This is a genomic window from Streptomyces sp. NBC_00996 (assembly GCF_045162675.1).
In the GTDB taxonomy this organism is placed as follows: domain Bacteria; phylum Actinomycetota; class Actinomycetes; order Streptomycetales; family Streptomycetaceae; genus Streptomyces.
Window position 1 is genome coordinate 4,474,777 of the sequence record NZ_CP108723.1, and the last position, 23,725, is coordinate 4,498,501.

The following is a 23,725-nucleotide window of genomic DNA, read 5'->3' on the forward strand; positions in this document are numbered from 1 at the left end:
TCCGTGCCGGACACCGCCTGGCCAGTAGACGGGACTCCCGCCAGACTTATCCCGGAGCAACCACAAATCTCCGGTTCTGATGTCATCTATCTTCTAACGACACTTCCGCAGCGATTCACTTGCGTTCGTCTTCCTGATCCCTACCTGACGGCTCTACCGCCGCCTTTTCCACATGGGTGCGGCTCGTTTCGAGGGAGGGGCTGACCTGGGGAGACGTTGATTGGTGCGTGGATGGGCAGGTCTCTTCCTGACGGGAAGGGGGCGGTGCCGGTGGGGTCGTTGCTCGATGCGATCGAGGCCGAGGAGGCCGTGGTCCGGGGGCGGGTGGAGGAACTCGAGACTCAGGTCGCGGAGTTGATGGTGCGGCTGGAGGCCGAGCGCGAACGGCTGTCCCGGCTGGTGATCACGCGGGAGACGGCCGGCGAGCTCCTGGCGAGGATGGCCGGCAGTGATCCGGCAGAGCCGGCGCGTGAGCCGCCGCGGGCGGAGGAGGTGTCGCCGTTCGCGGGGGCGGAGCGGCGGGTCGTGGGAGTCCTTGCGGTGCCGAAATGGCAGCCGGGCTTGGAGCCGGGGGTGCTGCCACGGGTCTACCAGGACATCCTGGAGGTCGTGGGGGACGCTCCGGGACCGGTGCGGGCCAAGCAGATCGTGCCGAGGATCGGCCTTGCGGCCGAGACCACGAAGATCGAGGGTACGCGCGCGAAGCTGAAGCGTCTGGTCGAACGCGGCTGGCTGGATGAGGACTCGCCCGGCTTGTTCACCCCGTCCCGCACCCGAACGACCGGTTCGCCCAACTCACCCTGAAAGAAGGGCTCTTCCTTCTAGATTCGAAGGTGCCAACCGAAACGAATCGCACGAAAGAAGAGCCCGGATGGAACAGTACGACACCCGCGGCACGCCTGACCCGTTTACCCGCTCGGTCAGTGCCTTCGAATCGCTGACGGCCACCCTGTCGGGCACTTCGGCCGGCGAGTGGACCCACGCCGAGCTGGAAGAACACCTCGATGACACCGGGCGCGCCCTGATCCGGCAACTCCTGCAGGACCACCTCGACCTGCGGGCGATACGCGAGGAACAACAAGCCCGGGATGCGACTGTTGCACGCCTGGTGGGGCCGGAAGGAAAGGAACGTCCGTGGCGCGAGACGGGTCATGAACGGTGGCTGGCCTGTCTGTTCGGACACGTGAGGGTGCGCCGCGTCGCCCACCGGGGGCCGGGAGTCTGCAACGTGCACCCCGCAGACGTGTGTCTGTCGCTGCCGGCCGGGCGTCACTCGCTGGGCCTGCGGCGCCTGGCGGTCACCGAGGCCGTCCGCGGCTCCTACGACCAGGCCCTCGAGGCGATCCACCGCCGCTGCGGCCATGTGCTGGGCAAACGGCAGCTCGCCCGGCTCCTGATCGCCGCGGCCGGTGACATCGACGCGTTCTACCAGGCCAGGGTCCCCGTCCCCTGCACCCGCGACATGCCGCTGGTGATCCAGGCCGACGGCAAGGGCATCGTCATGCGGCCCGAGGCCCTGCGCGAAGCGACCCGCCTCAAGGCCGCCAAGGCCGCAGCTCAGGGCCGGCGCGGACGCCTCGCACCCGGCGAGAAACCCAACCGGAAACGCATGGCTGCCGTCGCCTGTGTCTTCGACACCCGCCCCGCCTCCCGCCGTCCCCACGACGTGATCCACCCGCCCGGCGGCCGCACCGAGGGCCGAACACCCCGGCCCGGCCCGAAGGCCGTGAACAAATGGTGCACCGCGTCGGTGATCCGCCCGCCCGAACAGGTCATCGCCGACCGCCTTCCGTCAGGCCCACGACCGCGACCCGCACCACCACCGCCCCTGGATCGTCCTCGTCGACGGAGCCCACCACCAGCTCGGCCTCATCCGCGCCGAAGCCGAGCGCCGCAACATCACCGTCCACGTCCTGCTCGACTTCGTCCACGTCGCGGAGTATGTCTGGGCCGCCGCGCACGCCTTCCACACCCCCGGCAGCCGCGAGGCAGAAGCATGGGCCGCCGACCACCTCACCACGATCCTCGCAGGCCAAGCCCCCCGCGCAGCCGACGAGATGCTGACCCAGGCCGACCGTGAACGCCTGCCCGGCTCACGCCGGGAAGCCGTCACCGGCTGCCACCGCTACCTCACCGGCCACCTCGACCAGCTCCACTACGACACCGCACTCGAAGCCGGCTGGCCCATCGCCACCGGCGCCGTCGAAGGAGCCTGCCGGCACCTCATCGGCGACCGCCTCGACATCACCGGCGCCCGCTGGGGCCTCGAAGGAGCCGAAGCCGTCCTCCGTCTGCGCGCTCTCACCGCCAACCACGACCTCGACGCCTACTGGACCTTCCACACCAAGCGTGAACACAACCGGCTCTATCCCAGCCCCGACCAGGACGGTTACACACTGACCGCCTGATCCACGACCTTCACTTCAAAAGAGCTGCACCCTTTCCACATCGCTCACCACGACGGTCGTCAACCAACGCAGCATGTGGCGGTTTGGCACCATCCCCCGCAGGACGGCACCGAAGGGCCAACCATCCTTCATCTCTCGCACAGCACCGCATCAAGAAGCTCCTCCTACCTGAACTCCCCTCTACGTTCGTGACACACGCGGTTTGAAGCCTCCCCCCGCAGGGCGACTTCGAAGGGCCAATCCTTCATCGGTCATGCAGCACTGCTTCAAGAAACTCGTCCTACATCGAATTCCCCTCTGCCTTCAGGACACACTGGAACAAAATAGAGCATCGTATGTTCTGCCACATCACCGCGAACTGGCGGGGGCGACCGCTGACCAGCTACCAGGTCGTCCTCGAGACCATCGCCGCCACAACAACCAAGACCGGCCTAACCATTGGGGCCGAACTGGACACCGGCAGCTACGACCTCGGCATCAGCGTCACACCCGCCGAGTTCCACACCCTTCCGATCACACCCAACGCCTTCCACGGCGACTGGAACTACACCCTGTCTCCCGAGCCACCGCGAACGCCCGACGCGCCGGCAACCACTCACCGGACCGCCCCGGCCCTGACCATGATGCTCACCGATCCAGCCCTGACCGGCATGTCACGAACCGCCTTCGAGTATTTGGTGGCGGTCTCGGAACCCTTCTGGGACGCCATGGCCGAGGCGGCATTCCAGCGACGCTTCCACCGCCCACGCAGCTACCGACACCCGCAAACCAGCAGCGTGGACCACACCCACCGGCTCCTGGCAGCCATCCTGCGCCGCCGCAGAGCGGTGACCATGACCTTCCTGGCCCAACTACTGGGCGTCAACCGCACCAACCTGTCCATCCAGTACCAGGATGCAAAACGGCTCCTGGACCTGCACCGGATCCTCGTCACGCCGATACCCGGATCGCCCGCCCGCACAATGGAACAGCTACACGCCCGAACAACCCCCGCGGAAACCCGTCGCTGACAGTTATTGAAATACGGGCCCCGGGAAGGATCGAGAATGCCCAGGTCAGCGTGTACCTGTCGTTCGGTTCCAGCCGGGGACGCACCCTGATCGACCGCGAGGTCCGCCTCGGCAAGGGTTGGGCCGGCCCCATCGCCAAGCACCAGGCGCGCTGCACCGAGCAAGGCATCCCGCCCGACCGCGCGCGGGCCGTGGCCACCAAGCCGGAACTGGCCCGGCGCATGCTGGAGCGAACCCTGGCCGCCGGTGTGCCCTTCACCCACTTCCTGGCCGATGAGGCACACGGCTCCTGCCGCGCGCTGCCGCGCCTGGCTGGAGGGCAACCGGGTGCGCAACGTGCCGGCGATCCCCAAGGACGAGGCCCTGCCCCTGCCGGACGGCCGCACCCGGCAGGCCCGCGAACTGTATGCGGTCGTGCCCGTCGGCGCCTTCGAGCGCCGCTCCTGCGCCGACGGCGCCAAAGGCCTGCGCAAGTACAACTGGGCCGCCGTCCACGGCCCACAAGGTAGGGACCACTGACCGTGTTCGGAGAGACTCGTCTAGACCGCAGGGCCGGGATCCGCTGTCCGGCGCGAAGCTGCCCTGGGCTCAGCGAACCGCGGATTTGCTGGGGGTCCGGCTCGCAGCGCGATCAACCGCTGACTTCAGCGTGTCGTAGCTCGCCCGGTCGACCACTTCCAGATCGGCAGCATCGTCGCAGTTGTGGACGAGGACAGGAGTGGTGCCAGCTGTTGAACGTCTCGCTCCACCGCCGCAGGAGGCTGGGCGCGCACTGTGGGGCACCTCCCGGCCATCGGGCCACACAGATCACCGCACGGCGCTCCACATCAGAGTGCATACCAGCAGACTTAATTGTTGGGGGCAGCGATTGTGTGTCATGCTCGGCCGCATGGGCACTGAGGACGCGCGATACCAAGAAGACCTGAAGACGTCAGCACTCATCGCCATCGCCTGCCAGCAGGAGCTCATCCGTCGGGCGGAAGAGAAGATGCAGAAGGAGCGGGAAAAGCTCGCCGATCTCGTCTACGCCGCTACCACCAAGGCCCCGGACAACCCCATCCCGTACGGCCGCGTCGAGCATGTCGCGCGACTGCTGGGCGTCAAACGCGACCGCGTCGCCAAAATCCGCGCCGCCGTACGAAAGAACCGCGCCAAGCAAGCGGGGCCTCACCTCGAGACAGACTGTTCCGCACCCGTCTCGCTCCCTGCCGCAGCCTGATTGCCCCGCTCCGCCGAAGGGAACCCGCCACCCATGACCACCGCACCCCTCGCGGCCGGGACCTCCGTACCCCCCATGCCCGAGAGGACCCCGAAGGCGCTCCGCGCCGCCATCGCCCAGCACGCGCCAAAGCTCCTCGTCGACTTCGACCGGCACTGGCGCCGGGACATCGCCGACGCCTATGACCTCGCCCCCGTTCCCGCCTTCATGGCCCGCTGGTGGAGCGAGTACGCCCTCGCCCGTGACCCCCAGCTCGAAGCCAACGTTCACCGCCTGGAGGACGAGGCCGCCCAGGCACCCGACTACGCCCACGCCAAAGCGCTCATCGAAGAGGCCGGACGCATCCGCCGCACGGCCGCAAAGGCGGAACCCGGCCAGTGACCAGCGCATTCATGGGGCCACCCTGGCAAGCCGACTGGACGAAGGAAGCCGAGGTCAACAGGAACGCCCTCCCCGCTCAGGCCCGCGCCCTGGTCGACGCCGCCCGCGCCGAACTCGTCACCGCCAAGGACCCGTACTTCCGGGGCATCGACAGCGACCGCGGCCTACCAGCCGGCATGAGCGTCGAACCCGTCCAGTCCACCCGTCCCGGCGGTGAGCACGTCCTCTACTTCGATCACGGGCGTGGATGGCTGCGGTACCACTTCGCCCCCCGCACCACCGACCCTCAAATCGTGATCGACGAGTGCTTCTGGCAGTAGGCCAGGCCGCCCGTCCCGTCGTACGTCCAGCAGCGTCCAACCAGCCGTTGCTGAGCACCGACGCCATGAACGGGCCCGGCATAAGGACGCCAGGTGTTCGAAGTCGAGCCGATCTGCCGAGCTGTCCGAGAAGCGCAGGGCCCCTCAGAGACGGGCGCTTCCCAGGGCGCGGAGACGGACGGTCGGGGCCCAGTGGAGTGCCGATAGGCGTTCGTGACAAGTTCTGAGGTCAACAGCTCGGCCGTGTCGGTGAATTGCGTCATGCCGTGCCCGGCGAGTACGGCTCTGAGGGTGACCCGGGCGGGCCGAACTGCATAACGCGATCACCCAGACCGCCGATCGTTGCTGTCAACAGCTCAGCCAGACGGCCCTGTGAGTCAACTACGAATCATAATGATCCAGAGCCGCATAGACTAGCCACTTCACGGAAGGAGCCTCATCCAAGTAGCTAAGGCTTTCGGGGGAAGTTCCCGAAACCCTCACAGAAGAGAAGCCCTCCCTATTGCGCAGCGGGGCCCTGAAATCCATCGCGGGACCGACGTCCACAATCAGCGCTTCACTCATGAACATTCGATGGCCCGGACCACCTTGCCCAACGGGTCGTACGGCGCCGAACCCACCAGCGACGTCGCACCCGACCTGAACGTGCCCACCACGTCGCTGTGCTGGTCCGTCAGGGCCAGCGCCCCACTGCCGCCCGACGGCCTGACGGCCGCCCGCGAGCAGGGCATTGTCGACGCCCTGGCCGAGGCCGGGCCTACCAGGGTGCCAGCTGGCACGTCCGCGTGCCGTTCCGCGGCTGACGGCTCAGGCGATGGCAGCGCCGGCACGACAGCAGTCACGCCAAGATCCGCTGCGTCGGCGAGCGGGCCATGGCCCCCCTCAAAGGCTGGTGCCTGCTGCGGAAACTCCGCTGCAGCACCAACCGCATCACCGCGGTCGTCCAGGCCGCCATGTACGGTCATGCTGTGTGGCCATGCACTGGCACCGCTGGCGCACCCGCCACCAGACCCAGACCCGCGCCAGCCACTACCGCACCCGGACGGCTCGCGCTCACTCACCGTGAAGCCACCGGCTGTAGTAGTAGGGCGCCGGGCGAGGTCCGTCGAAGATTTGATGTCCCGAACTCATGCGTCCTCCGGACGCAGGTACAGCCCGCCCGAGCGCAGCGTCAACTTGCCTTCCAGCGCCCACTCCACGGCCTTTTCTCCGACTCTGAACCTTCGTTCAGGTGCGGCACCGGGAGAGCTCGCGCCGGGTCCGGCTGCACGCAGTATCCGATTGGTGGTCAGGCGGTTGAGGATCCGCCACAAGCCACTGACGAATTTTGCCATCTCCGGGTCCTTCTCCTTGTCGAATGAGGCAGCCCAGCGACCAGAGTCGAGAACCCCTGGCTCCTTTTCCAAGCTCCTCATCCATTGCACGACCGGCCCAATTCCAGGACCAAAGATCGCGCCATTGGAGCGAACGTCCACCTGGAGTCGCGGATGCACGGCAGGGTTCCAGATACTCGCACTGGCTCCGCAGTCCTGCACGGACTCGCGCGCAGGAGGTCTGTCCGCAGAGCCCCAGGGGACATCGGCGAGAAGTTTCACCTCCGGATAGGCGGCCCGGACTGCTCGGAAAACATGCGCCTCGTCTTCCGGAAGTAGCAGCAGCTGCACCTGTTTCGTGACGGCAGACATGATCTCTCCATTCCCGATTCGACCGGCCCGCCCCCGATTATGGTTTGGGTTTCGGAATCATCAGAACAGGACCCTTGCCCCACATCTGAATGTCAATAGCATTTGCAAGTTCCCTTGAATCTGCCGTGATTCCGTCACTCAGGGTATCAACGGTGTTCACGAAGAGGGGTGACCCATCTTCCAGTTCAAATGACAGGTCAGGCCTTCGTGGCTCTCCTCCAGGGCCCAAGATTGTCTGCTCCGGTTTGACCGCCCCGGTGGCACGATCCGTGCCTCCCGCAACATGCTTCCAGCCGGGGTTGGCGTCCAAGAGTTCGTCCCGGACCTCGTCAATGTGCCTGACAGTCGACGGCTTGCCCCGCATACCGTAGGGATTCCGCGGAATTCGAGGCTTGGCGCCGCTGGCACACTGGCACTTCGTCGAGTGTCCCGCAACGGCACCGTTGCAGTTGTGAACCAAGACAGGCGTGCTGCCGGCTTCCACGTAGTAGGTGTGGAAGGCGGACCGTTCCCGCCTGCGTTTTCGCAGGTGAGGGAGGAATCAACGGTCCGTCGGCGTCCGTCGATGTGCGCTGGCGTGCGTCCCGGTTGCCGTCGCCGTTGCCGTCAACGGCCGTGCCTGTTGTGCGGGTTGCCGATCCGGTCTACCGGCACACGACCGGCCGGAGCGGGTGGGTCCCTCCTCGGTCGGGCAGCTTCGCCGGACCAGGGTTCTCCAGGGGCCGCCAAGGCTCACGTCGTGACGCTTGCGCCCGGCCTTGGCGGCCCCTGGGGGTTCCTGGTACGCCTCCGGGGCCCGGCCGGGGAGGGACCCACCCGCGGCAGCCACTCATTCCCGTGCCACGACGCACCCGCGCACGATCGCCGGCCTCTTCCCCCTCCGAGAGAGGGTCGGGGTGTGGGGCAGAGCCCCACTGCTGTTCTCGGGTTGGCGTGCATTGCTGGCTGCGGCGCCCGCGCGGACTGCGGGCCGGAGGCAGGAGCGGCGGCGCGCAGTCCGGGCGGGCGCCGCGTCGCGCGGATGCGCGGCGCCTTGAACCCGTGAAGAAGGTTGTTACTCAGTCGGATGCCTGGGGCGCCTGGGGTTTGAAATCGTATGCACAGGCTGGGAGTTCAGCGCTCTGACGGTGTACGAGCGGCAGGAAGATCACTGGCCGGATCGTCCATGTGACGCGGGTGTCCTCGTGGGTGACTGACACCGTGCTGGGCTCAGAGCGCAAGAGAGCTCGTCTGGTCTCGGTGCGGCCGTCGTACAGCCACTCCCACGCTGCGTCCGATGCGTCCGCGTCGAGGGCCGGGGAGATCGTGCGGAGTGCGACTGCGACCCATCGGTCTGCCTGGGGTGCCGTGTAGGCGTCGAAGGATGCCAACAGCGTCGGCCGCTGTTGCTCCGTGAGGTCTTCTGTCCAGCACTCGCACCAGTAGCCGCGGTGAGGACCCTTCATCAGCACGGGTGGCCTCCCTGGTGGCCGTCTGTACGGAGCTCCGCGGTGACCGTGCGGCCGGAGTCGTCACCCTGGATGGTGATGCTGTCTGCGAGGGCGGCCACCATGCCGAGGCCGCGGCCGTGCGTGGCGTTGAGGGGCGGGTGCTGGATCTCTGGGGTGGTCTTGGCGTGCCCGGAGTCGGTCACCGTGATCGTGGTGGCGAGCTCGGAGACGGTGAGCGTGACGTGGAAAGCGCCGGCGCCGTCTCCGCTGGCCGTGTAGGTGAGGGCGTTGGTGCCGAGTTCCGTGACGATCAGCGCGGCGTCGTCGGAGTGAGGGTGGCCATTCAGGGCGACGTGGATCCAGTTGCGCGCGGTGCGGAGCGCTCGGGGGTCCCCCGGGAACGTGCGTTGGTGGGTGCGCATGGCGTCCTCCATGGCGGTGACCTGCTGTTCTCTGTGCCTTCCAGGCGGACTGGCTGACACGAACCATGCAGAGCCGTACAATTAGTACTAGCACCGTACCGAATGTGCGCGTAGCGGGAGTGCGGGTTCGTACTTTTCGTGCGGGCAGGTGGGCGCATAGCGTTCGCCGCATGGGCTGGTGCTGACCTGATGCCGATAGAGGAAGGACTCCGCATGTTCGGTCTGTTTGTGCGCTTCACGTGCAAGGACGACGTGGCGGCGGCTGCGTTCGACGACCTGGTGGCGCGGACCGGTGAGCTGATCCGGGCGAACGAGCCCGGAACGGTGGTCTACGCGGTGCACCGCGTTGACGGCCGTCCGCTGGAGCGCGTGTTCTACGAGCTCTACCGGGACAAGAGTGCCTTCGAGGAGCACGAGTCGAAGGACTACGTGCGCGCCTTCCTCTCCGAGCGGGAGCAGTACCTGTCCGGCATCGAGGTGGACCGCTTGGACTTCGTGTCCGGCAAGGGCGTGGACGTTGAGCACTGAGTATCAGAAGGCGCTCGGTCGCAAGATCGCCTTCAACCGCAAACGCCGGGGGTTGTCGCAGAAGGAGTTCGCCGGCCTTCTGGGGCGCTCGGAAGCGTGGGTGTCCCAAGTTGAGCGGGGCGTAAGGCGCATCGACCGGATGACCGTCCTGGAGAAGGTCGCCGACGTCTTGGAAGTGCCGATCGCCGAGCTGGCGGCAGAGGCGCCCCTCGTCGCGTCGGTGGCCGAAGGGGAGCCGCCTGGTGCGAGTCGCCTGCGGTTGGTGCTGAGCGCAGCTCACTCGCTCAAAGCGGTCCTCAGTCGGCAGGACGCCTCCCCTGACGTGCCGGCGCTGCGCGCCGAAGTCGACCGTGCATGGTCGCTCACCCACCAGGGCAAGTACGCCGACCTGGCCGAACTGCTCGAAGGGCTGGTGCCCCGGCTGGAGTCGGCCACCCGGTCGGTCTCCGAGTCGGAACGCCCTGAGCTCTTCCGGATGCTGGCGGTCATGTACCACACGTGCAGCGGCGCCCTGGCGAACATGGGTGAGCCGGAAGCGGCCTGGATCGCCGTGGACCGGGCTGTGGTCGCTGCCGAGCGGGCGAATGATCCGCTGCTGATGGCGGCCGGTGAGTTCCGTCTGTCGCTGGTCTTCCTCGGTGCGCGTCACTTTGATCAGGCGGCCCAGGTGTCCGGGAGTGCGGCTGAGGCGTTGCGGCCCCTGGCCGAGTCCGGGCAGGTTGAGGCGGTCGCCCTGCGCGGTGCTTTGACCTTGCAACGAGCGGTGGCCGCCGCTCGGTTGAACCTCGCGGATGACGCTTACGGGTACCTCCGTGAGGCCCGCGAGATGGGCGAACAGGTCGGTGACGGCCGCAACGACTACAACACCGAGTTCGGGCCCACCAACGTCGCCTTGCATGAGGTGGCCGTCGCGGTGGACCTGGGAGACGCCGGCGTCGCCCTGCGGGCTGCGCAGACCGTTGATGCATCCGGTCTGTCGGCGGAACGGCAGACACGCTTCCAGATCGACCTTGCCAGGGCCTATGCCCAGCGTCGACAAGTCGCTGACGCCGTTTCAGCGTTGCTGGCGGCCTGCGAGCTGTCACCGGAGCTGGTGCGGGCCCTGCCGATGGTGAAGCAACTCATCGCCGACCTGCTGACCATGAGCCAGCCGCCCTCCGAGGAGCTGCGAGCCCTGGCAGGAGAGTTGGGCATACACGAAGTACGGACTGGTACTTGAAGTACTAGACAGCACTTGGAGTACGGGTTACTGTGGTTGTCGTCGGCACGCCCCTTCGCGTCCAGCGGAGTTGGTGATGCGGGCATGCGAACGGGCCGGAGCAGGAAGGCAGACCTGCGTCGGCACATGAGCGGAAAGGGCCACAGAAAGCAGATGTGGCCTGAGCGGGAGGCAGCCCACTCAGGCCGGGTGCGTCGTTGGCATCAACGCTCTTGGAGCGTATCGCGCCCAGTCGGTATGCGGTCAACCTCCCGTTGCGTAGCCATTCGTCACTAATTGCACCGTCGTGCATGTGTACGGTGCAGCGCAAGGGAGATCAGTTCTGTGCGTGTAATCCGTGTAGAGACCTCGTCGGCCACCATCCTGCTGACCGAGGCACCGGAACCGAAGGTACGGGACCGGCAGACCGGGGAGATCGCCAAGGACGCCAACAGCGGCGAAGCGCTGATGACGATCGGCGTCGTCTACATCGAGGACGGAGAGTCCTCGCTGATCAAGGTCACCGTTCCGGAGAGCGGCGTCACCGAAGGGCTGGCGCTGGGTGCACCGGTCTCGCTGGTCGGCCTGGTGGCGCGGCCTTGGGAGAGCGTGTTCAACGGCCAGCAGCGCCACGGCATCGCCTTCCGCGCGGCTGCGGTCGCGCCGGCCGCCTTCCCGGCCGCCGTCGGGGCCTCGGCCTGATGTCGGACTGGATGACACTGCTGGAGGTGGGTGGCCCCCTCGCCGCGTTCGGCGGTGGGGCCGCCTTCACCCGGGCTCGTCACCCGGGCGTCTACTGGTCCACGGTCGGGCTGCCGTTATCGACGGCCCGGCTCCTGGGCTCGTACGGCTCCGTCATGGAGGCGTGCGGGCTGACGGTGCAGCCTTCCCGGCTGCGCGTTCTCGCCACCAAGGCGACGACTCGACGTGAGGTCCGGCCGGTTCCCCCGCGCCGGGGCATCATCCGGCCCACCTCGACCGGCCTGCGGCTTCGGCTGCGGCTCGCTCCCGGACAGGAACCGGCGGACGTCGCTGCCTCGGCCGAACGGCTGCGGCATGCCTGGGGCGTCCACGCCGTGTATGTGAAGGACGTGAAGCCGGGCGTGGTGGAGCTGCGGCTCGTCGGCTTCGACGTGCTGCGCGACGTGCGGATGCCGAGGAAAGCGGGCGGTGGACTCCTCAAGGTGCCGGTGGCGCTGAGGGAGGACGCGACGGCCTTCGTCCGGGACTATCGCGCCGTCCCGCATCAGCTCACGCTCGGCGCAACGCTCTCGGGCAAGTCGATGTACTTGCGGCACCTGGTTACCAGACTGGCGCGGCAACCGGTCGCGCTGGTGGGGGTCGACTGCAAGCGGGGAGTGGAGCTGGCGCCGTTCGCCCCGCGCCTGTCGGCACTGGCGACGGATCCGCAGCAGGCGGCCGAACTGCTGCCAGTCCTCATACGAGAGATGGAAGACCGGTACGACCTGATCAAGGTCCGGCAGGGCGTCGCCCCCGGCACCCCGGATGAGGAGATCACCTCCGGCATCTGGGGGCTGCCGGAACACCAACGGCCTGTTCCCGTCGTGCTGTTCGTCGACGAGGTCGCCGAGCTGTTCCTCGTCGCCACGAAGAAGGACGAGGAGCGGCGGGACGAGATGGTCACCCAGCTCATCCGGCTCGCCCAGCTCGGCCGTGCGGCCGGCATCTACCTGGAGGTCTGCGGACAGCGCTTCGGCGCCGAGCTGGGCAAGGGCGCCACATGCTCCGTGCTCAGCTGACCGGCCGCCTCTGCCACAGGGTGAACGACGAAGCATCCGCCAAGATGGCACTCGGCGACATCGCACCCGAAGCGGTCTACGCCGCCTGCGCCATCGCCCCCGAACTACCCGGCCTCGCCGTAGCCGGAGACACCTCCGGCGGCTGGTCCCGCATTCGCACCCCGTTCCTATCCCTCACCGACGCGGCCACGGTCTGCCGAGAGTCGGCGCACCTGGTCCCCGACCTGCCCGCACTCGCACCGTTCCGGCCCGCAGTCCCGGTACAGCCGGTCGAGGGGCCCGCATCACCGCTCAAACCGGTACCGGTCACCGAGTAGGTCACTCACCGCCCCAACGGCCGGCATGTCCGCATCGTGCCGAGTCCCTACCCCGGCACGCCCAGAAACCGAGGGAGCCCTCTGTGTCTCGCCCATCCATTTCCGAAATCAGCACGCTCCTGGCCGACTTGGCCGACCACCGCAAGTTCGGAGCTGGCGACTACACCGACCTGATGTGCCGTAAGGCCGATCTGCTGGAACGCATCGCGGCCGACCGGCCTGACGACAAGGAAACGGCCGATGTCGCCGCCCTCGCCCGCGCACGGGCCGACCAACTCAAGTCCACCGACTGACCGCACCGGAAGAAACCCGACCGTGCGCGCCCACCTGGTCCGCGTCGATGCAGTGCTCGTTCAGGCAGTTATCGCCGCCGCGCTGTCCTTCGCCCACCTGCACGACCTTGCCGTGGCCGCCGGTCAGGACGAGTGGAAGGCGTGGGCCTACCCGGTCTCCGTCGACCTGCTGTTGGTGGCGGCCTGGCGGCGGCTGCGCTCCGGCGGCCCCAAGGCGGCCGGGTGGTGCTGGTTCCTCGCCGCGCTGACCGCGTCGCTCGGCGCCAACATCGCCACCACCGGCCTCCTCGACCTCGGAGCCGTACCCGCCTGGCTGCGCATCCTCGTCGCCGGATGGCCCGCCGTCGCCTTCCTCGGCGGCACCCTCCTCGCCCACACCACACACGAGACGGCCGAAGAGTCCGCACCGGCAGCTCCGGAGCCGACCGTGACGGCCCCGGAGCCCGATCAGCGACCGGCCGTCGCCCCTCGCCCGGTACCGGTCCCGGCCGCGCTCGTCACCCACGCCCGCAAGGTCGCCGACGAACACCACGCCCGGACCGGATCGGCCATCGACACCTCAACCCTTCGCGCTCGGCTCGGCGTCCCGGCACCACTGGCCGAAGCCATCGCCGCACAGCTCTGAGAGGAGCACTCATGCCTGCCAACCCCCGATTCCGCCGAGTCATCCGCATCGGTCCCGTCCAGGTCGGCACGTACTACGACGGTCGGGGCCGCGAGAAGCACGCCGCCGTCTGCACCGCCCCGCGCTGCGGCTTCTCCGCCGACTACGACAGCCGCGCCGCCGCCGAGCTGGCTGCCCGCACCCATGGCTGCCACGTCCGCTGATCCGCTGAGGGAGCTCCCATGACCGTCTCGCTGCCCCTCGTCTTCATCCTGGGCGTCATCGCCTGGGCCGCGATCAAGTTCCTCGGCGTCCGTCTCTGGGTCGCCGTCGTGATCGCGCTGTTCGGCTTCTGGCTCTCCCACACCTTCCTGGCCCCTGCCATCGAGTCCGGCACCCGTTCCGGGGTCGGCGTCGTCAACAGCACCCACAAGTGACAAGGAGGTTTGCCATGCTCCGCCCCAAGCTGCCCGACGCCCCGACTCTGCCGACGACAACCCTTACGCCTCAGCAGACACAGGTTCCGCCCTCCTCGGCCGGCCGCCAGGTCGCTCCGTACGTGGGTGTCGGTGTCGGCGCGGTCGCCGCCGTGGTCGTCGTCGGAATCGTGCTCACCGCGCTCCTGGCGGCGGTCGCCGTCTCCGCCGTATCCGTGGCCGTCGCCGCCGTGGTCCTGCGCTCCCTCCTCAGCAGCGCGAACAAGCGCTGATCAGCCGCCGGGGCGGCAACAAGCCGCCAAGCATCCCGCCGCCCCGGGGCCGTCCCTCCCAAACGTCGCAACAGCCGAAAGGAACTGCCATCATCACCCGGCAGACTCCGCCCCCGCTGGCGGAACTCTCCATGCTGGCCTCCCTCGGCACCATGCCCGAGCTGGCCCACCAACTGTCCGGACTGGGCGGCTGCACCCACCCCGTCCGCCTCGACGGCCACCGCACCGAATACGCCGTGGACCAGAGGACCGGCGAGATCGGCCGCGTCCTGCACCACCTGGACTCGTCGGCCCTGCCCGCCGGTCAGCTCCTCGTCCGCTGCAACAACCGCCGCGCCACCCGGTGCGCGGCCTGCGCCGAGACCTACCGCCGCCTACCACCTGATCACCGCCGGACTCCGCGGCGGCAAAGGCACGCCCGAACGGGTCGCCACGCACCCACGCGTCTTCGCCACCTTCACCGCCCCCAGCTTCGGCCCGGTCCACAACCGCCCCTCCGGCGGCCGGAACTGCCGTTGCGGCCTCCCACACGAGGAAGGTGACACCGTCCTGGGGACACCCCTCGACCCGGACTCCTACGACTACGAAGCGGCCGTGCTGTGGAACGCGCACGCAGGGGCGCTGTGGCGGCGCTTCTCGATCTACCTCCGCCGTGAAGTCGCCAAGCGCGCCGGCCTTACCCAACGAGCCTCGTTCGGCAAGGTAGCCGAGTACCAGAAGCGGGGTGCCGTCCACTTCCACGCCGTGATCCGCCTCGACGGCCCCGAGGGTGGCGACTCCGCTCCTCCCGCCTGGGCCACCGCCGAGCTGCTGACCGATGCCATTCGGGCAGCAGCCACTGCGGCGCGTGTTGGCGGGCCGGTGATCGACAGGCGGCCCCACACCATCGTCTTCGGCCGGCAGCTCGACGTCCGCACGATCCGATCCGCTGACTTCGACGACGGCCAGGAACTGACCGAGCGGGCCGTAGCGGCGTACATCGCCAAGTACGCCACCAAGGGAGCAGAGACCGCAACCGGCACTCTGGACTGCCCGATCCGCTTCCTCGCCGAGCTGGCCGGGGCCCGGATCACCGAACACGCCCACCGCATGATCCGCACAGCCTGGTCCCTCGGCGCCCGCAAGGACTTGGAACACCTCCGCCTGCGGGCTTGGTCCCACATGTTGGGCTTCCGCGGCCACTTCTCCACAAAGTCCCGCCGTTACTCCACCACCCTCGGCGCACTCCGCGACGCCCGCGCCGACTGGCGCCGCGCCCAAGCTGCCACGCCTGTCCCGCAGGACAGCGAAACCACGCTCGTCCTCGCCCACTGGATCTTCGCCGGAACCGGCCTCACCAGCGGCGAAGCCTGGCTGGCCGCATCCCTCGAACCGGCTCCCGGAACGGAAGGAGAACCCACCCATGCATGACGACGAGCTGCTGACGGTGCCCGACGTGATGGCGCGGTTGAAGCTCGGCCGGTCCACGGTCTACGACCTGATCCGCTCTCGTCGCCTGCCCTCGATCACCATCGGCCGCGCCCGCCGCATCCCGGCCTCCGCCCTCGACAGATACATTCGCCATCACCTGGAAGAAGCCGCGTGATGCCCGCACCGCGCAAGAAAACTCGTGCCAACGGAGAAGGCACCATCTACCAGCGCAAGGACGGCCGCTGGGAAGCCGCCGGATACCTACTGGCCACCGACGGTACGCGGAAGCGCGTCCGAGTGTACGGTTCGACTCGACGAGAGGCTGCCGACAAGCTCACCGAGAAGATGGCCGCCAGCAACAGCGGCCACCCCGTCCCCTCCGCACAGGGCAGCGTCGGCGCGTACCTGACGTACTGGCTCGATGCCGTTGCCGTCCACCACCTCCGCGAGAACACCCACACCCGCTACACCACCTGCGTCAACCGCTACGTCATCCCCGGCCTCGGCAAGAAGAAGCTCACCAAGCTCACCGCCAAGGACATCCGCACCTGGCTCAACCAGCTCCGCACCACCTGCCAGTGCTGCACCCGCGGCATCGACGCCCGGCGCGACCAGCCCCGCTGCTGCGCCGCCGGCCAGTGCTGCCACAAGCTGCTCTCCCCGCTCACGCTCACCTACATCCACTCCGTACTCAAGTCCGCCCTGGAACACGCCGTCCGCGAGGAAGAGATCCCGCGCAACGTCGCCCGCAACGTCCGCACCGGCACCCCACGGCCCCGCCGCTTCGAACCCCTCACCACCGACGAAGCCCGCCAGCTCCTCACCGCCGCCCAGGGCCACCGGCTACACGCGCTGTTCGAACTCGCCCTCCACACCGGACTCCGCAAGGGCGAACTCCTCGGCCTGCGCTGGGAAGACCTCGACCTCGACGCCGGCACCGCCGCCATCCGCCGCACCCTTCAGCGCACCGGCACGGGCGGCCTCACCACGCTGCCCACCAAGACCCGGGCCTCCGAACGCCGCATCGCCCTCCCCACCCGCTGCGTCCAGTCGCTGAAGCTCCACCACGAGCAGCAGGAGCGCGAGCGTGAGTCCGCGGGCAGCACATGGCAGCACGACGGGCACGTGTTCACCACCGCGCAGGGCCGACCGATCGACCCGACCAACCTCACCCGCGCCTTCATCACGCTCCTCCGCAAGGCCGGCCTCCGCCGCATCCGCTTCCATGACGACCGCCACTCGACCGCCACCCTCCTCCTGGAACAGGGCGTCGAACTCGTCGTGATCAAGGAACTCCTCGGCCACGCCCACATCGGCGTCACCGCCACCGTCTACGCCCACGTCCGACTCCGCCTCCAGCGCGACGCCATCGACACACTCAGCACCGCGCTCGGCAGCCCGGAGAGCAGCCATACGGCCCGGGACGAAGGCGATGAACCGCCACCCTCCGCCGTCCCCGTCCGCTGACGTTGCCGTCAACTACTGCCGTCACCCCACGCAGAAGCCCCGCCAGGACGCACCTGGCGGGGCTGCTTTTTGCAATCGCTAGCAACTACTAGACCGATGCAGCGATTCAAGGACTCTGGACGCCAAACGACTTATATTGTCATCCGATTCGAGGTCGGGTAGGTCGCGCAGCCTTACCGAGATGTCACGGCCCACCTCTGATGCAGTCGCCTCGGAAATGTCATCACGCAGCCACCGCAGCCATTCGACAATCATGCGAATTCCGAAATCGCGGAGGTATTCCCTGCTGTCTGCCTCCCCTTCATTGTGTGCGATCAAGACAATCTTCAAGGCTGCGGATAGGCGGCCGAGCGGAAGGTCATGCGAAGACAGCACCAGCCCCAACTCGTCGAATCTGCCGATCGCCGCTTCGCCAGCTGTCCACTCATATGGAATCGCGTGGCCATCAACACTCGTCAGGGAAATAAGACTCCCGCCGGGATTTAGGATCACATCAACACGCGAAGCATTTCCCGGATCGTCGACCGAGACCCGCATGCGATGCAACCCGGCAGACCCGAAATTCTGGACGAAGCTGGACACATTGAGGATGTCTCCAACCGCGATGCAACCATCAGCAAGCGAGATCTCTCCGTCAAAGACGACTGCGCCCCTCACGGGCCCGACCTTGTTCCATATTTTGACGCGCACCAGCCCGGCCTGCGCCCTCGCCGCCACGTGGATATGACTGTCAGATGCCGCCACGGGTGCGCCGCCAAGCGGGGAAGCCGCTGCCGGAGCCTCATTGGATCCGATGCGAACTACGCGGTGGTTTAGATAGATATCCGCGCTACCAATCAGCACCTGCCACCTCCATGACATGAAGCGCGCCTGGCCGACATACAGCCGGCCAGGCGCAGATTCTAACTTAAGCTGTATGGCCAGGAAGAAGCTCCGCTAGCTTTTCTACGGCACTGGGTATGCCGGGCAGCCCCGGGAAGGTCGGATCATGATATCCGTGATTTCGGAGTATCTGCTGAGCCTTCTGTACCGCGACAGACTGCGTGTCGCTGCAAACCTGACAATGCGGGAACAGATTTCTCGGCAGACTGGTGGGTCCGATCCCGGACTGCGGCTGGTGATCTCCGATCATCGTCGGAGTCCTTCCGCCACATGTGTGGCAAACCTTCCCCTGCATCGCCGCACTCTGTTCAGGTGTTACCACAGGTCCCGTCGCAGGAACGGACTCATTAGCGTGGGGTCCTATTTGCAGGGTATCGGCTTCCTCCTGGGTCAGTCTGACATTGCAGTTGTGAACCAGGACCGGAGTGGCCCCCGCCAGCACATAGTACGTGTGGAGGGTGCCGATGGTGAGGTCGTACGTCGTGGTGTTCGCGTGGAACAGGCGAACACCGATGACCTCGGCGGTGCCTGTGGAGGTCTGGAGGACGTCTCCGGTGTGGAGGTCCTTCGCGTCGACGAACGCTGACTGGGTCTCGTCGTAGAACGGGTGGTGGAAAGTGGTCGTCAGGTGCGCGCCCTGGGCGTCTTCCGCACTGGCGATGGTCTTCGTGTGCTGCGCGGAAGCCGTGCTGACAGCCGCCACGGGAGCCGTCGCCGGCTCCTGTCCGTGGTGTCCGTGGCTCGCTCCCAGCGCGCCCAGTACCGCTGCCGAGGCCGCCAGGCCGAACGCGGCCTTGCGGGCCACCTTCCGGGCCAGGGACTTCGCCCCGCCCTTCGTGCTCTGCTTCGCCGCCGACTCGGCCGTCTTCTTGATGGTGACGTCGACGAAGTCGTGGTCGGTGTGCGTCACGATCACCGCGGTGACCTTGTGCGCCTCCACACCGGCCGCTCCCGGTACCGAGTTGGCGATCGTGTCGCCCACGCGCACGTGGTCGATCGCCTTCGTCGTGCCGTCGGCCATCAACACCCGAGTCGCCCCGGTGAAACTGTGGAACTCACAGCGGTCACGAGACTGCGACTGGCTCTTGGTCCCGGCCCCTTCCGACTCCGCCGCCGAAGCCGCCTCGTCCGTGGCATCCGCCGCCGCGGAATCACCGGCCTCGGTAGCCCCCTTGCCGAACAGCCCGCCCACGGCCTTCATCGCCTTGGGCGCCACCTTCGCCAGCAGCTTCCCGCCGAGCTCGCCCAGCTTGCCGCCCGCCGCACCCAGGACCGCGCCCTCCACAGCCGAGCCCGCGAACGCCCCCACACTGCAGTCGCCGCCACCGTTCTCCGCGCACTTGAAGCCCTGCTCCACCAGCGAGCCCGCCGCGCCGGCCATCGCCGCGCAGCCGACCGTGCCCACACCCCAGGTCGCCGCCTCACACCCCGCGAACACCGCCGTCGACACCACGAACGACGTGATCGCAGCCGCATGGTGCTTCACGAACGTCGCCGTCGCCTTCGCCGCCTTGACCGTCGCGTGATACGCGGTCCGCGCCGCATGAGCGACCGCCTTGGCGGCCTTCTTCACATGGCTCGCGACCTTGTGCGCCGCCTTCTTCACCGCATGCACCACACGATGTACCACACGCGAGGCCTTGTGATACGCCGTATGCACCGCATGCACCGCCGCGTGATACACGCGTCTGACATGCCGCGCCGCGTAGTGATACACCCGCCGCACCACCCGCACCGTCGCGTGATACACATCCCGCACGTGATGCACGACCTTGCGCGCCGCGTGCTTCACCGCGTGGACCACCTTGCGGGCCGCGTGCTTGACCGCGTGGTACACCTTGTGCGCCACATGCGAGACCGCGTGCTTGACATGGTGCGCGACCTTCTTCGCACCGCACACCACGTCGTACCAGGAGCAGTTGCCCGAGGTGTCCGTACCCGCCATCGGGTTGTCGTCGACGTAGGCGAACGGGTTCGCCGCCACCGAGTTCGGCACCGCGTTCAGCGAGATGCTGTCCTTGTTCAGGAACTGACCCGTGCCCGGGTCGTACCAGCGCGAGGCCGTACCCACATCACCCGTGCCAGGCTCCGTCCAGCCCGACTGGAAGCCCAAGTGGCCCGTCACCGTGTCCGTCGGCGAGACCACCTTGCCCAGCGGGTCGTACGACGCCGAGCCCGTCAGCGAGGTCGCGCCCGAGGTGAAGGTGCCCACCACGTCGCTGTGCTGGTCCGTCAGGGCCAGCGCGCCCGTGCCGCCGGACGGCTTGACGCCGACCACACCGCCGGCCGGGTCGTAGGTGTACGTGTTGTCGCCGTCGGAGGCGATCGTGTTGTCCGCGCCCGAGAAGGCGAACGTCCGCGTGGTCTGGTCCGTCGTGTCCGTGTCCGAGATGTTCCGGCCCAGCGCGTCCAGCGTGTACGACTGCGTGCCCGCCGTGATCTGATCGCCGAACGCGTCCGTCTTGTACGCCACCGAACCCGACGCCTGCGACTCCTGCGTCATCGTGCCACGCGCCGAATACGAGTAGCTGTGCGTACCGTCCGACGTCAACTCATCCCGGGCGTCGTACGTATAGACGTCCGCACCGTTGCGGATCCGGTTGCCCGACGCGTCGTAGGCGTAACTCTTCGTCGTCGACCCGTCGTTCCACGACGTCAGACGGTCCGACCAGTCGTAGGTGTACGTGTTCGACGACGCGCCCGACACGCCTGTCGTCGTCTTCGACGTCAGGTTGCCGTTGTCGTCGTAGCCGTAGCTGAAGCTCGCCAGCGTCGACGCGTCCTGCACCAGCACATCGCTCGTCAGCTCGTGCGAGCTGTTGTAGCCGAAGGTGCGGATCTGGCCCGTCGAGCCGTACTTGACGGTCTTCAGGTCGTTCAACTGGTCGTACGTGTACGTGAGTTGCGTGCCCGTCGCCGCGTCGTTCAGGGACGACAGGCGGCCCGCCGTGTCGTAGCCGTACGACGTCGTGCCCGCCGCGTCCGTCCGCGACAGCATCGACGCGTCGTCGTTGTAGGAGAAGCTCGACGAACCCGCCGAGCCCGAAGCACTGAGTACGTCACCGCGGTCGTCGTAGGTGAACGCGTCGTGCGTGGACGACTGGTGGTCGTCCGCGCCCGTGACGCCGGCCTCCGCCGTGTCCGCCGACAAGACCCTGCCGTCGGCGTCGTAGTCGAAACTGCGCTGAGCCGTCGCCGCGTCCGCGCCGGAGCCGTTCATCGTCTTCAGCTGGCCGTTGACGTCGTACGTCATCGACGTCGTCACCCCGCCCGGCAACGTGGCCGTCGTCACCTGGCCGTCGGCGTCGTAGGCGAAGGTCGTCGTCGAGTCCGCGGCCGACGTGTACTGGTCGGTCGTCGGCTCGATCACCTTCTCCTGCTGGCCCCACGGCGTGTACGTGTAGCGCCAGGAGTTGCCCCGGCCGTCGGTGAAGCGGGTGCGGTTACCCGCCGCGTCGTACCCGAACGTCGTGGTGATCGAGGTCGAGGCGTCCACCGGCTCGACCTGCTGGGTGATCGTGCCCGCCGCGTCGTACGTCCAGCGCGTGGTGTGCTGGCTGGCGTCCGTGGACGCGACCAGGTTGCCCACGCCGTCGTACTGCTGCGAGGTCTCCGACAGCTTCGTACCGCTCGCGTCGTACTCACGCGTCGCCGTCGGGTCGTCCGAGGCGTTGTAGTCCGTCTCGGTCCAGGTACCGTCCGCCAGCGTCGTCTTCGTCGCGTTGCCCTCGAAGTCGTAGCCGACGCGAGTCGTGTTGCCCGCGCCGTCCGTCACCGAGGTGATCTCACCGGCCCGGTCGTAGCCGTACGTGCTCGACACACCGCCCGGCGACGTCGTCGACGCCAGGTGCGCGCCGTACGGATTGCCCGTCGTGACCGCGTACGAGTTCGTACTCGTCAGCGTCCGCGTCGACGGATAACGCTCCATCGTCGTCGAGGTGAGCCGGCGGCCCAGGAAGTCGTAGGTGGCCTGCGCCTGCGCGCCCGTGCCATCCGTCGCCGACAGCTGGTCACCCGCCGTGTCGTACGTGGCATGCGTCGTCGAACCGTCCGGCGCCGTGATCTGCGCCAAGTCGCCCATCTGGTCGTAGAGGTACGACGTCGTCTTGTTACCGGGGCTGACCACCGAGGTCTGGTTGCCCTCGCTGTCATACGTCCACACCGTGGTGCCCGCGTTGGGCGTCGAGCCGCCCGCCGGGGTGTACGACGGCAACGTCTCGGACACCTTGTTGCCATCGGCGTCGTACGCCGTGCTGGTCACCAGACCGTTCGGGTCCTGCTCCTCGACACCCTCGCCGAAGGTGTTGAAACCACTCGTGGTGACCGGGTGCACGGTGACCGGGTTGGTGCCGTCCGCCTCGGCCTGGACAGCCGGCGCGGTGGTGACCGCCAGGTTGCCCGCCTCGTCGTAGGCGTACGTCGTGGTGTTCTGCTCGGCATCCGTCGTGGACAGCGGCAGACCACGCTTGTCGTACGTGTACTTGGTGGTCTGCTCGGCGGAGGAACCGACCGTGCCGCCGGTACGGCCCTAGCCATACAGCGACGAGATCTCGAAGGCGGCCGCGTTCCAGAAGACGCGCGGCAGCGGCCAGGCCGAGCGCCGGATGGTGAGCCCCTGCCCGCCATGGGGAAACATATGACAGGCAGGGGCCGCTGGACCTCACACCAGTCGGCCCATGCCGTCACGGCCGTAAGTGGGAGGCCTACTCGTCGCGGGTCACGCGGGCGTGGTCAGTCACCACTCGGCGGAAGCGGCAGTGGTCCGTGCGCCCGGCGTGGGCAAGTGCCCAGTCTTGTGCCGCCTCTTGGACATCCTGGGGACCGGATGCGGCATTGCAGTCGGGGGCACTGCAGAACGCCTCGTAGATCACGCCACTTTCCGGAACCTGTCGAACCGTGTGGGACACGTATCGGTACACAGTGCGCGGGCTCACGCACGATCTCCCGGCTTGGTGTTGTCGGTCTCTGCGTCCCTGGCATCCTCGTTGTCCGGTACTCGAAGGCGCATGCCTCGTGATTCGGCGACCCGCAGCGCGTCGCGCAGGCACTCGGCGAGCCGGACCCCGGCGTACCGCACCTCGGCGTGCGGGGACATTCGGTCGTCCAGCACCTTCTGGGCGTGGCCGAGAACGTCGGCCGCCATGGCCAGCTGTGTGGCCTCCATGTCATCCGCCAGACGCGACAGGTACCCGCCCTCGCTGCCCGGTACGAGGTAGCACGGCTTCCCCTCGGGGGACGGCCACGGCAGCAGACGGAGTGTGGTCACCGACTCCATCAGACGGCCACCTCCGGCATGCCGACCAGGTACCGGTCCCCGACCAGGTGCCGGTCGAGGTCGATCCCGAAGTCGGCGGCGAGCACGAGGGCGAGACGGCGGCGCTGCTGTTGGGCGCGTTCGTGTTCGTGGGCGGTGAGGTATGGACGGACGAGACGGGTGGCGGTGCCGTCGAGGGGGAGGTGAAGGCCGTAGGGGGAGCGGTGCAGCGGGAGGCGGATGGGGTGGGATACAGCGGTGGTGAGGGCTTTGTCCGAACGTCTGGCGGGTGTCGTAGGTGTGGGGCGGGCGCCCACCCGGCGCCTGCCCGTGCCGGGGGCGAGCAGGAGACTCAGCCCTTGAAGGATCCGGCGGATAAGGTCGTGCATGTCGGTCTGCTCCCATCAGATCGGCCATGCCCCCGGACG

At 67.8% G+C, this 23,725-nt stretch carries 22 protein-coding genes and 6 pseudogenes; 20 read left to right on the plus strand and 8 right to left on the minus strand.

Annotated features, from left to right (window positions below; all coding sequences use genetic code 11):
* The first annotated feature begins 270 nt into the window (after positions 1-270).
* From OG390_RS21050 to OG390_RS21085, 8 genes and pseudogenes are all read left to right on the plus strand, one after another.
* Positions 271-804 carry a hypothetical protein gene (locus tag OG390_RS21050; protein WP_406170044.1) on the plus strand — a complete coding sequence of 178 codons (534 nt, stop codon included), beginning with the start codon at positions 271-273 and terminating at the stop codon, positions 802-804.
* Between the two features lie 67 nt (positions 805-871).
* Positions 872-2,408, plus strand: a pseudogene (locus OG390_RS21055) (ISKra4 family transposase).
* A 314-nt stretch (positions 2,409-2,722) separates the two neighbouring features.
* A pseudogene (locus tag OG390_RS21060) lies at positions 2,723-3,438 on the plus strand (ISAzo13-like element transposase-related protein); the annotation flags it as partial.
* Between the two features lie 30 nt (positions 3,439-3,468).
* Positions 3,469-3,660: pseudogene (locus tag OG390_RS21065) on the plus strand (IS701 family transposase); the annotation flags it as partial.
* A gap of 31 nt (positions 3,661-3,691) precedes the next feature.
* On the plus strand, positions 3,692-3,937 hold the full coding sequence (locus OG390_RS21070; protein ID WP_406178369.1) for a hypothetical protein: 246 nt from the start codon (positions 3,692-3,694) through the stop codon (positions 3,935-3,937).
* A 370-nt stretch (positions 3,938-4,307) separates the two neighbouring features.
* Complete coding sequence (locus tag OG390_RS21075; protein WP_406170046.1) at positions 4,308-4,637, plus strand: hypothetical protein; 330 nt, start codon at positions 4,308-4,310, stop codon at positions 4,635-4,637.
* A gap of 33 nt (positions 4,638-4,670) precedes the next feature.
* The gene (locus OG390_RS21080) at positions 4,671-5,018 is read left to right on the plus strand and encodes a DUF6247 family protein (protein WP_406170048.1); all 348 of its coding nucleotides are present in this window, start codon (positions 4,671-4,673) and stop codon (positions 5,016-5,018) included.
* Positions 5,015-5,338 (plus strand): hypothetical protein, encoded by a 324-nt coding sequence (locus tag OG390_RS21085; protein WP_406170050.1) that lies wholly within the window; start codon positions 5,015-5,017, stop codon positions 5,336-5,338. Before OG390_RS21080 ends, OG390_RS21085 begins: the two co-directional genes overlap by 4 nt.
* Before the next feature lie 185 nt (positions 5,339-5,523).
* Here OG390_RS21085 and OG390_RS21090 read toward each other — a convergent pair.
* From OG390_RS21090 to OG390_RS21105, 4 genes and pseudogenes are all read right to left on the minus strand, one after another.
* Positions 5,524-5,652: pseudogene (locus OG390_RS21090) on the minus strand (ATP-binding protein); the annotation flags it as partial.
* An 813-nt stretch (positions 5,653-6,465) separates the two neighbouring features.
* On the minus strand, positions 6,466-7,023 hold the full coding sequence (locus tag OG390_RS21095; protein ID WP_406170052.1) for a hypothetical protein: 558 nt from the start codon (positions 7,021-7,023) through the stop codon (positions 6,466-6,468).
* A gap of 1,058 nt (positions 7,024-8,081) precedes the next feature.
* Complete coding sequence (locus OG390_RS21100; protein ID WP_406170054.1) at positions 8,082-8,468, minus strand: hypothetical protein; 387 nt, start codon at positions 8,466-8,468, stop codon at positions 8,082-8,084.
* Entirely contained in the window at positions 8,468-8,875 is a 408-nt protein-coding gene (locus OG390_RS21105; protein ID WP_406170056.1) for an ATP-binding protein, read from the minus strand. Before OG390_RS21105 ends, OG390_RS21100 begins: the two co-directional genes overlap by 1 nt.
* Before the next feature lie 213 nt (positions 8,876-9,088).
* On the opposite strand from OG390_RS21105, the gene OG390_RS21110 reads away from it, so the two are divergent.
* The 12 genes and pseudogenes from OG390_RS21110 to OG390_RS21165 all read left to right on the plus strand — a co-directional run bounded on the left by OG390_RS21110 (position 9,089) and on the right by OG390_RS21165 (position 17,161).
* On the plus strand, positions 9,089-9,403 hold the full coding sequence (locus tag OG390_RS21110; RefSeq protein WP_406170058.1) for a putative quinol monooxygenase: 315 nt from the start codon (positions 9,089-9,091) through the stop codon (positions 9,401-9,403).
* A complete protein-coding gene (locus OG390_RS21115; protein WP_406170060.1) occupies positions 9,393-10,622 on the plus strand; it encodes a helix-turn-helix domain-containing protein in 1,230 nt (409 codons plus the stop codon). The genes OG390_RS21110 and OG390_RS21115 overlap by 11 nt, the downstream gene beginning before the upstream one ends.
* A 324-nt stretch (positions 10,623-10,946) precedes the next feature.
* A complete protein-coding gene (locus OG390_RS21120) occupies positions 10,947-11,303 on the plus strand; it encodes a hypothetical protein (RefSeq protein WP_154823304.1) in 357 nt (118 codons plus the stop codon).
* Positions 11,303-12,678, plus strand: a pseudogene (locus OG390_RS21125) (FtsK/SpoIIIE domain-containing protein). The gene OG390_RS21120 and the pseudogene OG390_RS21125 overlap by 1 nt, the downstream one beginning before the upstream one ends.
* An 83-nt stretch (positions 12,679-12,761) precedes the next feature.
* Complete coding sequence (locus OG390_RS21130; RefSeq protein WP_406170062.1) at positions 12,762-12,971, plus strand: hypothetical protein; 210 nt, start codon at positions 12,762-12,764, stop codon at positions 12,969-12,971.
* Positions 12,972-12,993: 22 nt separating this feature from the next.
* On the plus strand, positions 12,994-13,596 hold the full coding sequence (locus OG390_RS21135) for a DUF2637 domain-containing protein (RefSeq protein WP_406170064.1): 603 nt from the start codon (positions 12,994-12,996) through the stop codon (positions 13,594-13,596).
* Between the two features lie 11 nt (positions 13,597-13,607).
* Positions 13,608-13,799 (plus strand): mobile element transfer protein, encoded by a 192-nt coding sequence (locus OG390_RS21140; RefSeq protein ID WP_406170066.1) that lies wholly within the window; start codon positions 13,608-13,610, stop codon positions 13,797-13,799.
* An 18-nt stretch (positions 13,800-13,817) separates the two neighbouring features.
* On the plus strand, positions 13,818-14,012 hold the full coding sequence (locus OG390_RS21145; RefSeq protein ID WP_406170068.1) for a hypothetical protein: 195 nt from the start codon (positions 13,818-13,820) through the stop codon (positions 14,010-14,012).
* A gap of 14 nt (positions 14,013-14,026) precedes the next feature.
* Entirely contained in the window at positions 14,027-14,284 is a 258-nt protein-coding gene (locus OG390_RS21150; protein WP_406170070.1) for a SpdD protein, read from the plus strand.
* Positions 14,285-14,415: 131 nt separating this feature from the next.
* Positions 14,416-15,694 (plus strand): annotated as a pseudogene (locus OG390_RS21155) (replication initiator).
* Positions 15,687-15,869, plus strand: a complete 183-nt coding sequence (locus OG390_RS21160; protein ID WP_406170072.1) for a helix-turn-helix domain-containing protein — start codon at positions 15,687-15,689, stop codon at positions 15,867-15,869. Before OG390_RS21155 ends, OG390_RS21160 begins: the two are co-directional and overlap by 8 nt.
* Complete coding sequence (locus OG390_RS21165) at positions 15,869-17,161, plus strand: tyrosine-type recombinase/integrase (protein ID WP_406170074.1); 1,293 nt, start codon at positions 15,869-15,871, stop codon at positions 17,159-17,161. The genes OG390_RS21160 and OG390_RS21165 overlap by 1 nt, the downstream gene beginning before the upstream one ends.
* Before the next feature lie 78 nt (positions 17,162-17,239).
* On the opposite strand, the gene OG390_RS21170 is transcribed toward OG390_RS21165, so the two are convergent.
* The 4 genes from OG390_RS21170 to OG390_RS21185 all read right to left on the minus strand — a co-directional run bounded on the left by OG390_RS21170 (position 17,240) and on the right by OG390_RS21185 (position 23,686).
* A complete protein-coding gene (locus tag OG390_RS21170) occupies positions 17,240-18,004 on the minus strand; it encodes a hypothetical protein (protein WP_406170076.1) in 765 nt (254 codons plus the stop codon).
* 64 nt (positions 18,005-18,068) lie between these two features.
* Entirely contained in the window at positions 18,069-22,376 is a 4,308-nt protein-coding gene (locus OG390_RS21175) for an RHS repeat-associated core domain-containing protein (protein ID WP_406170078.1), read from the minus strand.
* A gap of 597 nt (positions 22,377-22,973) precedes the next feature.
* Positions 22,974-23,318 (minus strand): hypothetical protein, encoded by a 345-nt coding sequence (locus OG390_RS21180; protein ID WP_406170080.1) that lies wholly within the window; start codon positions 23,316-23,318, stop codon positions 22,974-22,976.
* The gene (locus OG390_RS21185) at positions 23,318-23,686 is read right to left on the minus strand and encodes a hypothetical protein (protein WP_406170082.1); all 369 of its coding nucleotides are present in this window, start codon (positions 23,684-23,686) and stop codon (positions 23,318-23,320) included. Before OG390_RS21185 ends, OG390_RS21180 begins: the two co-directional genes overlap by 1 nt.
* Positions 23,687-23,725: the final 39 nt, after the last annotated feature.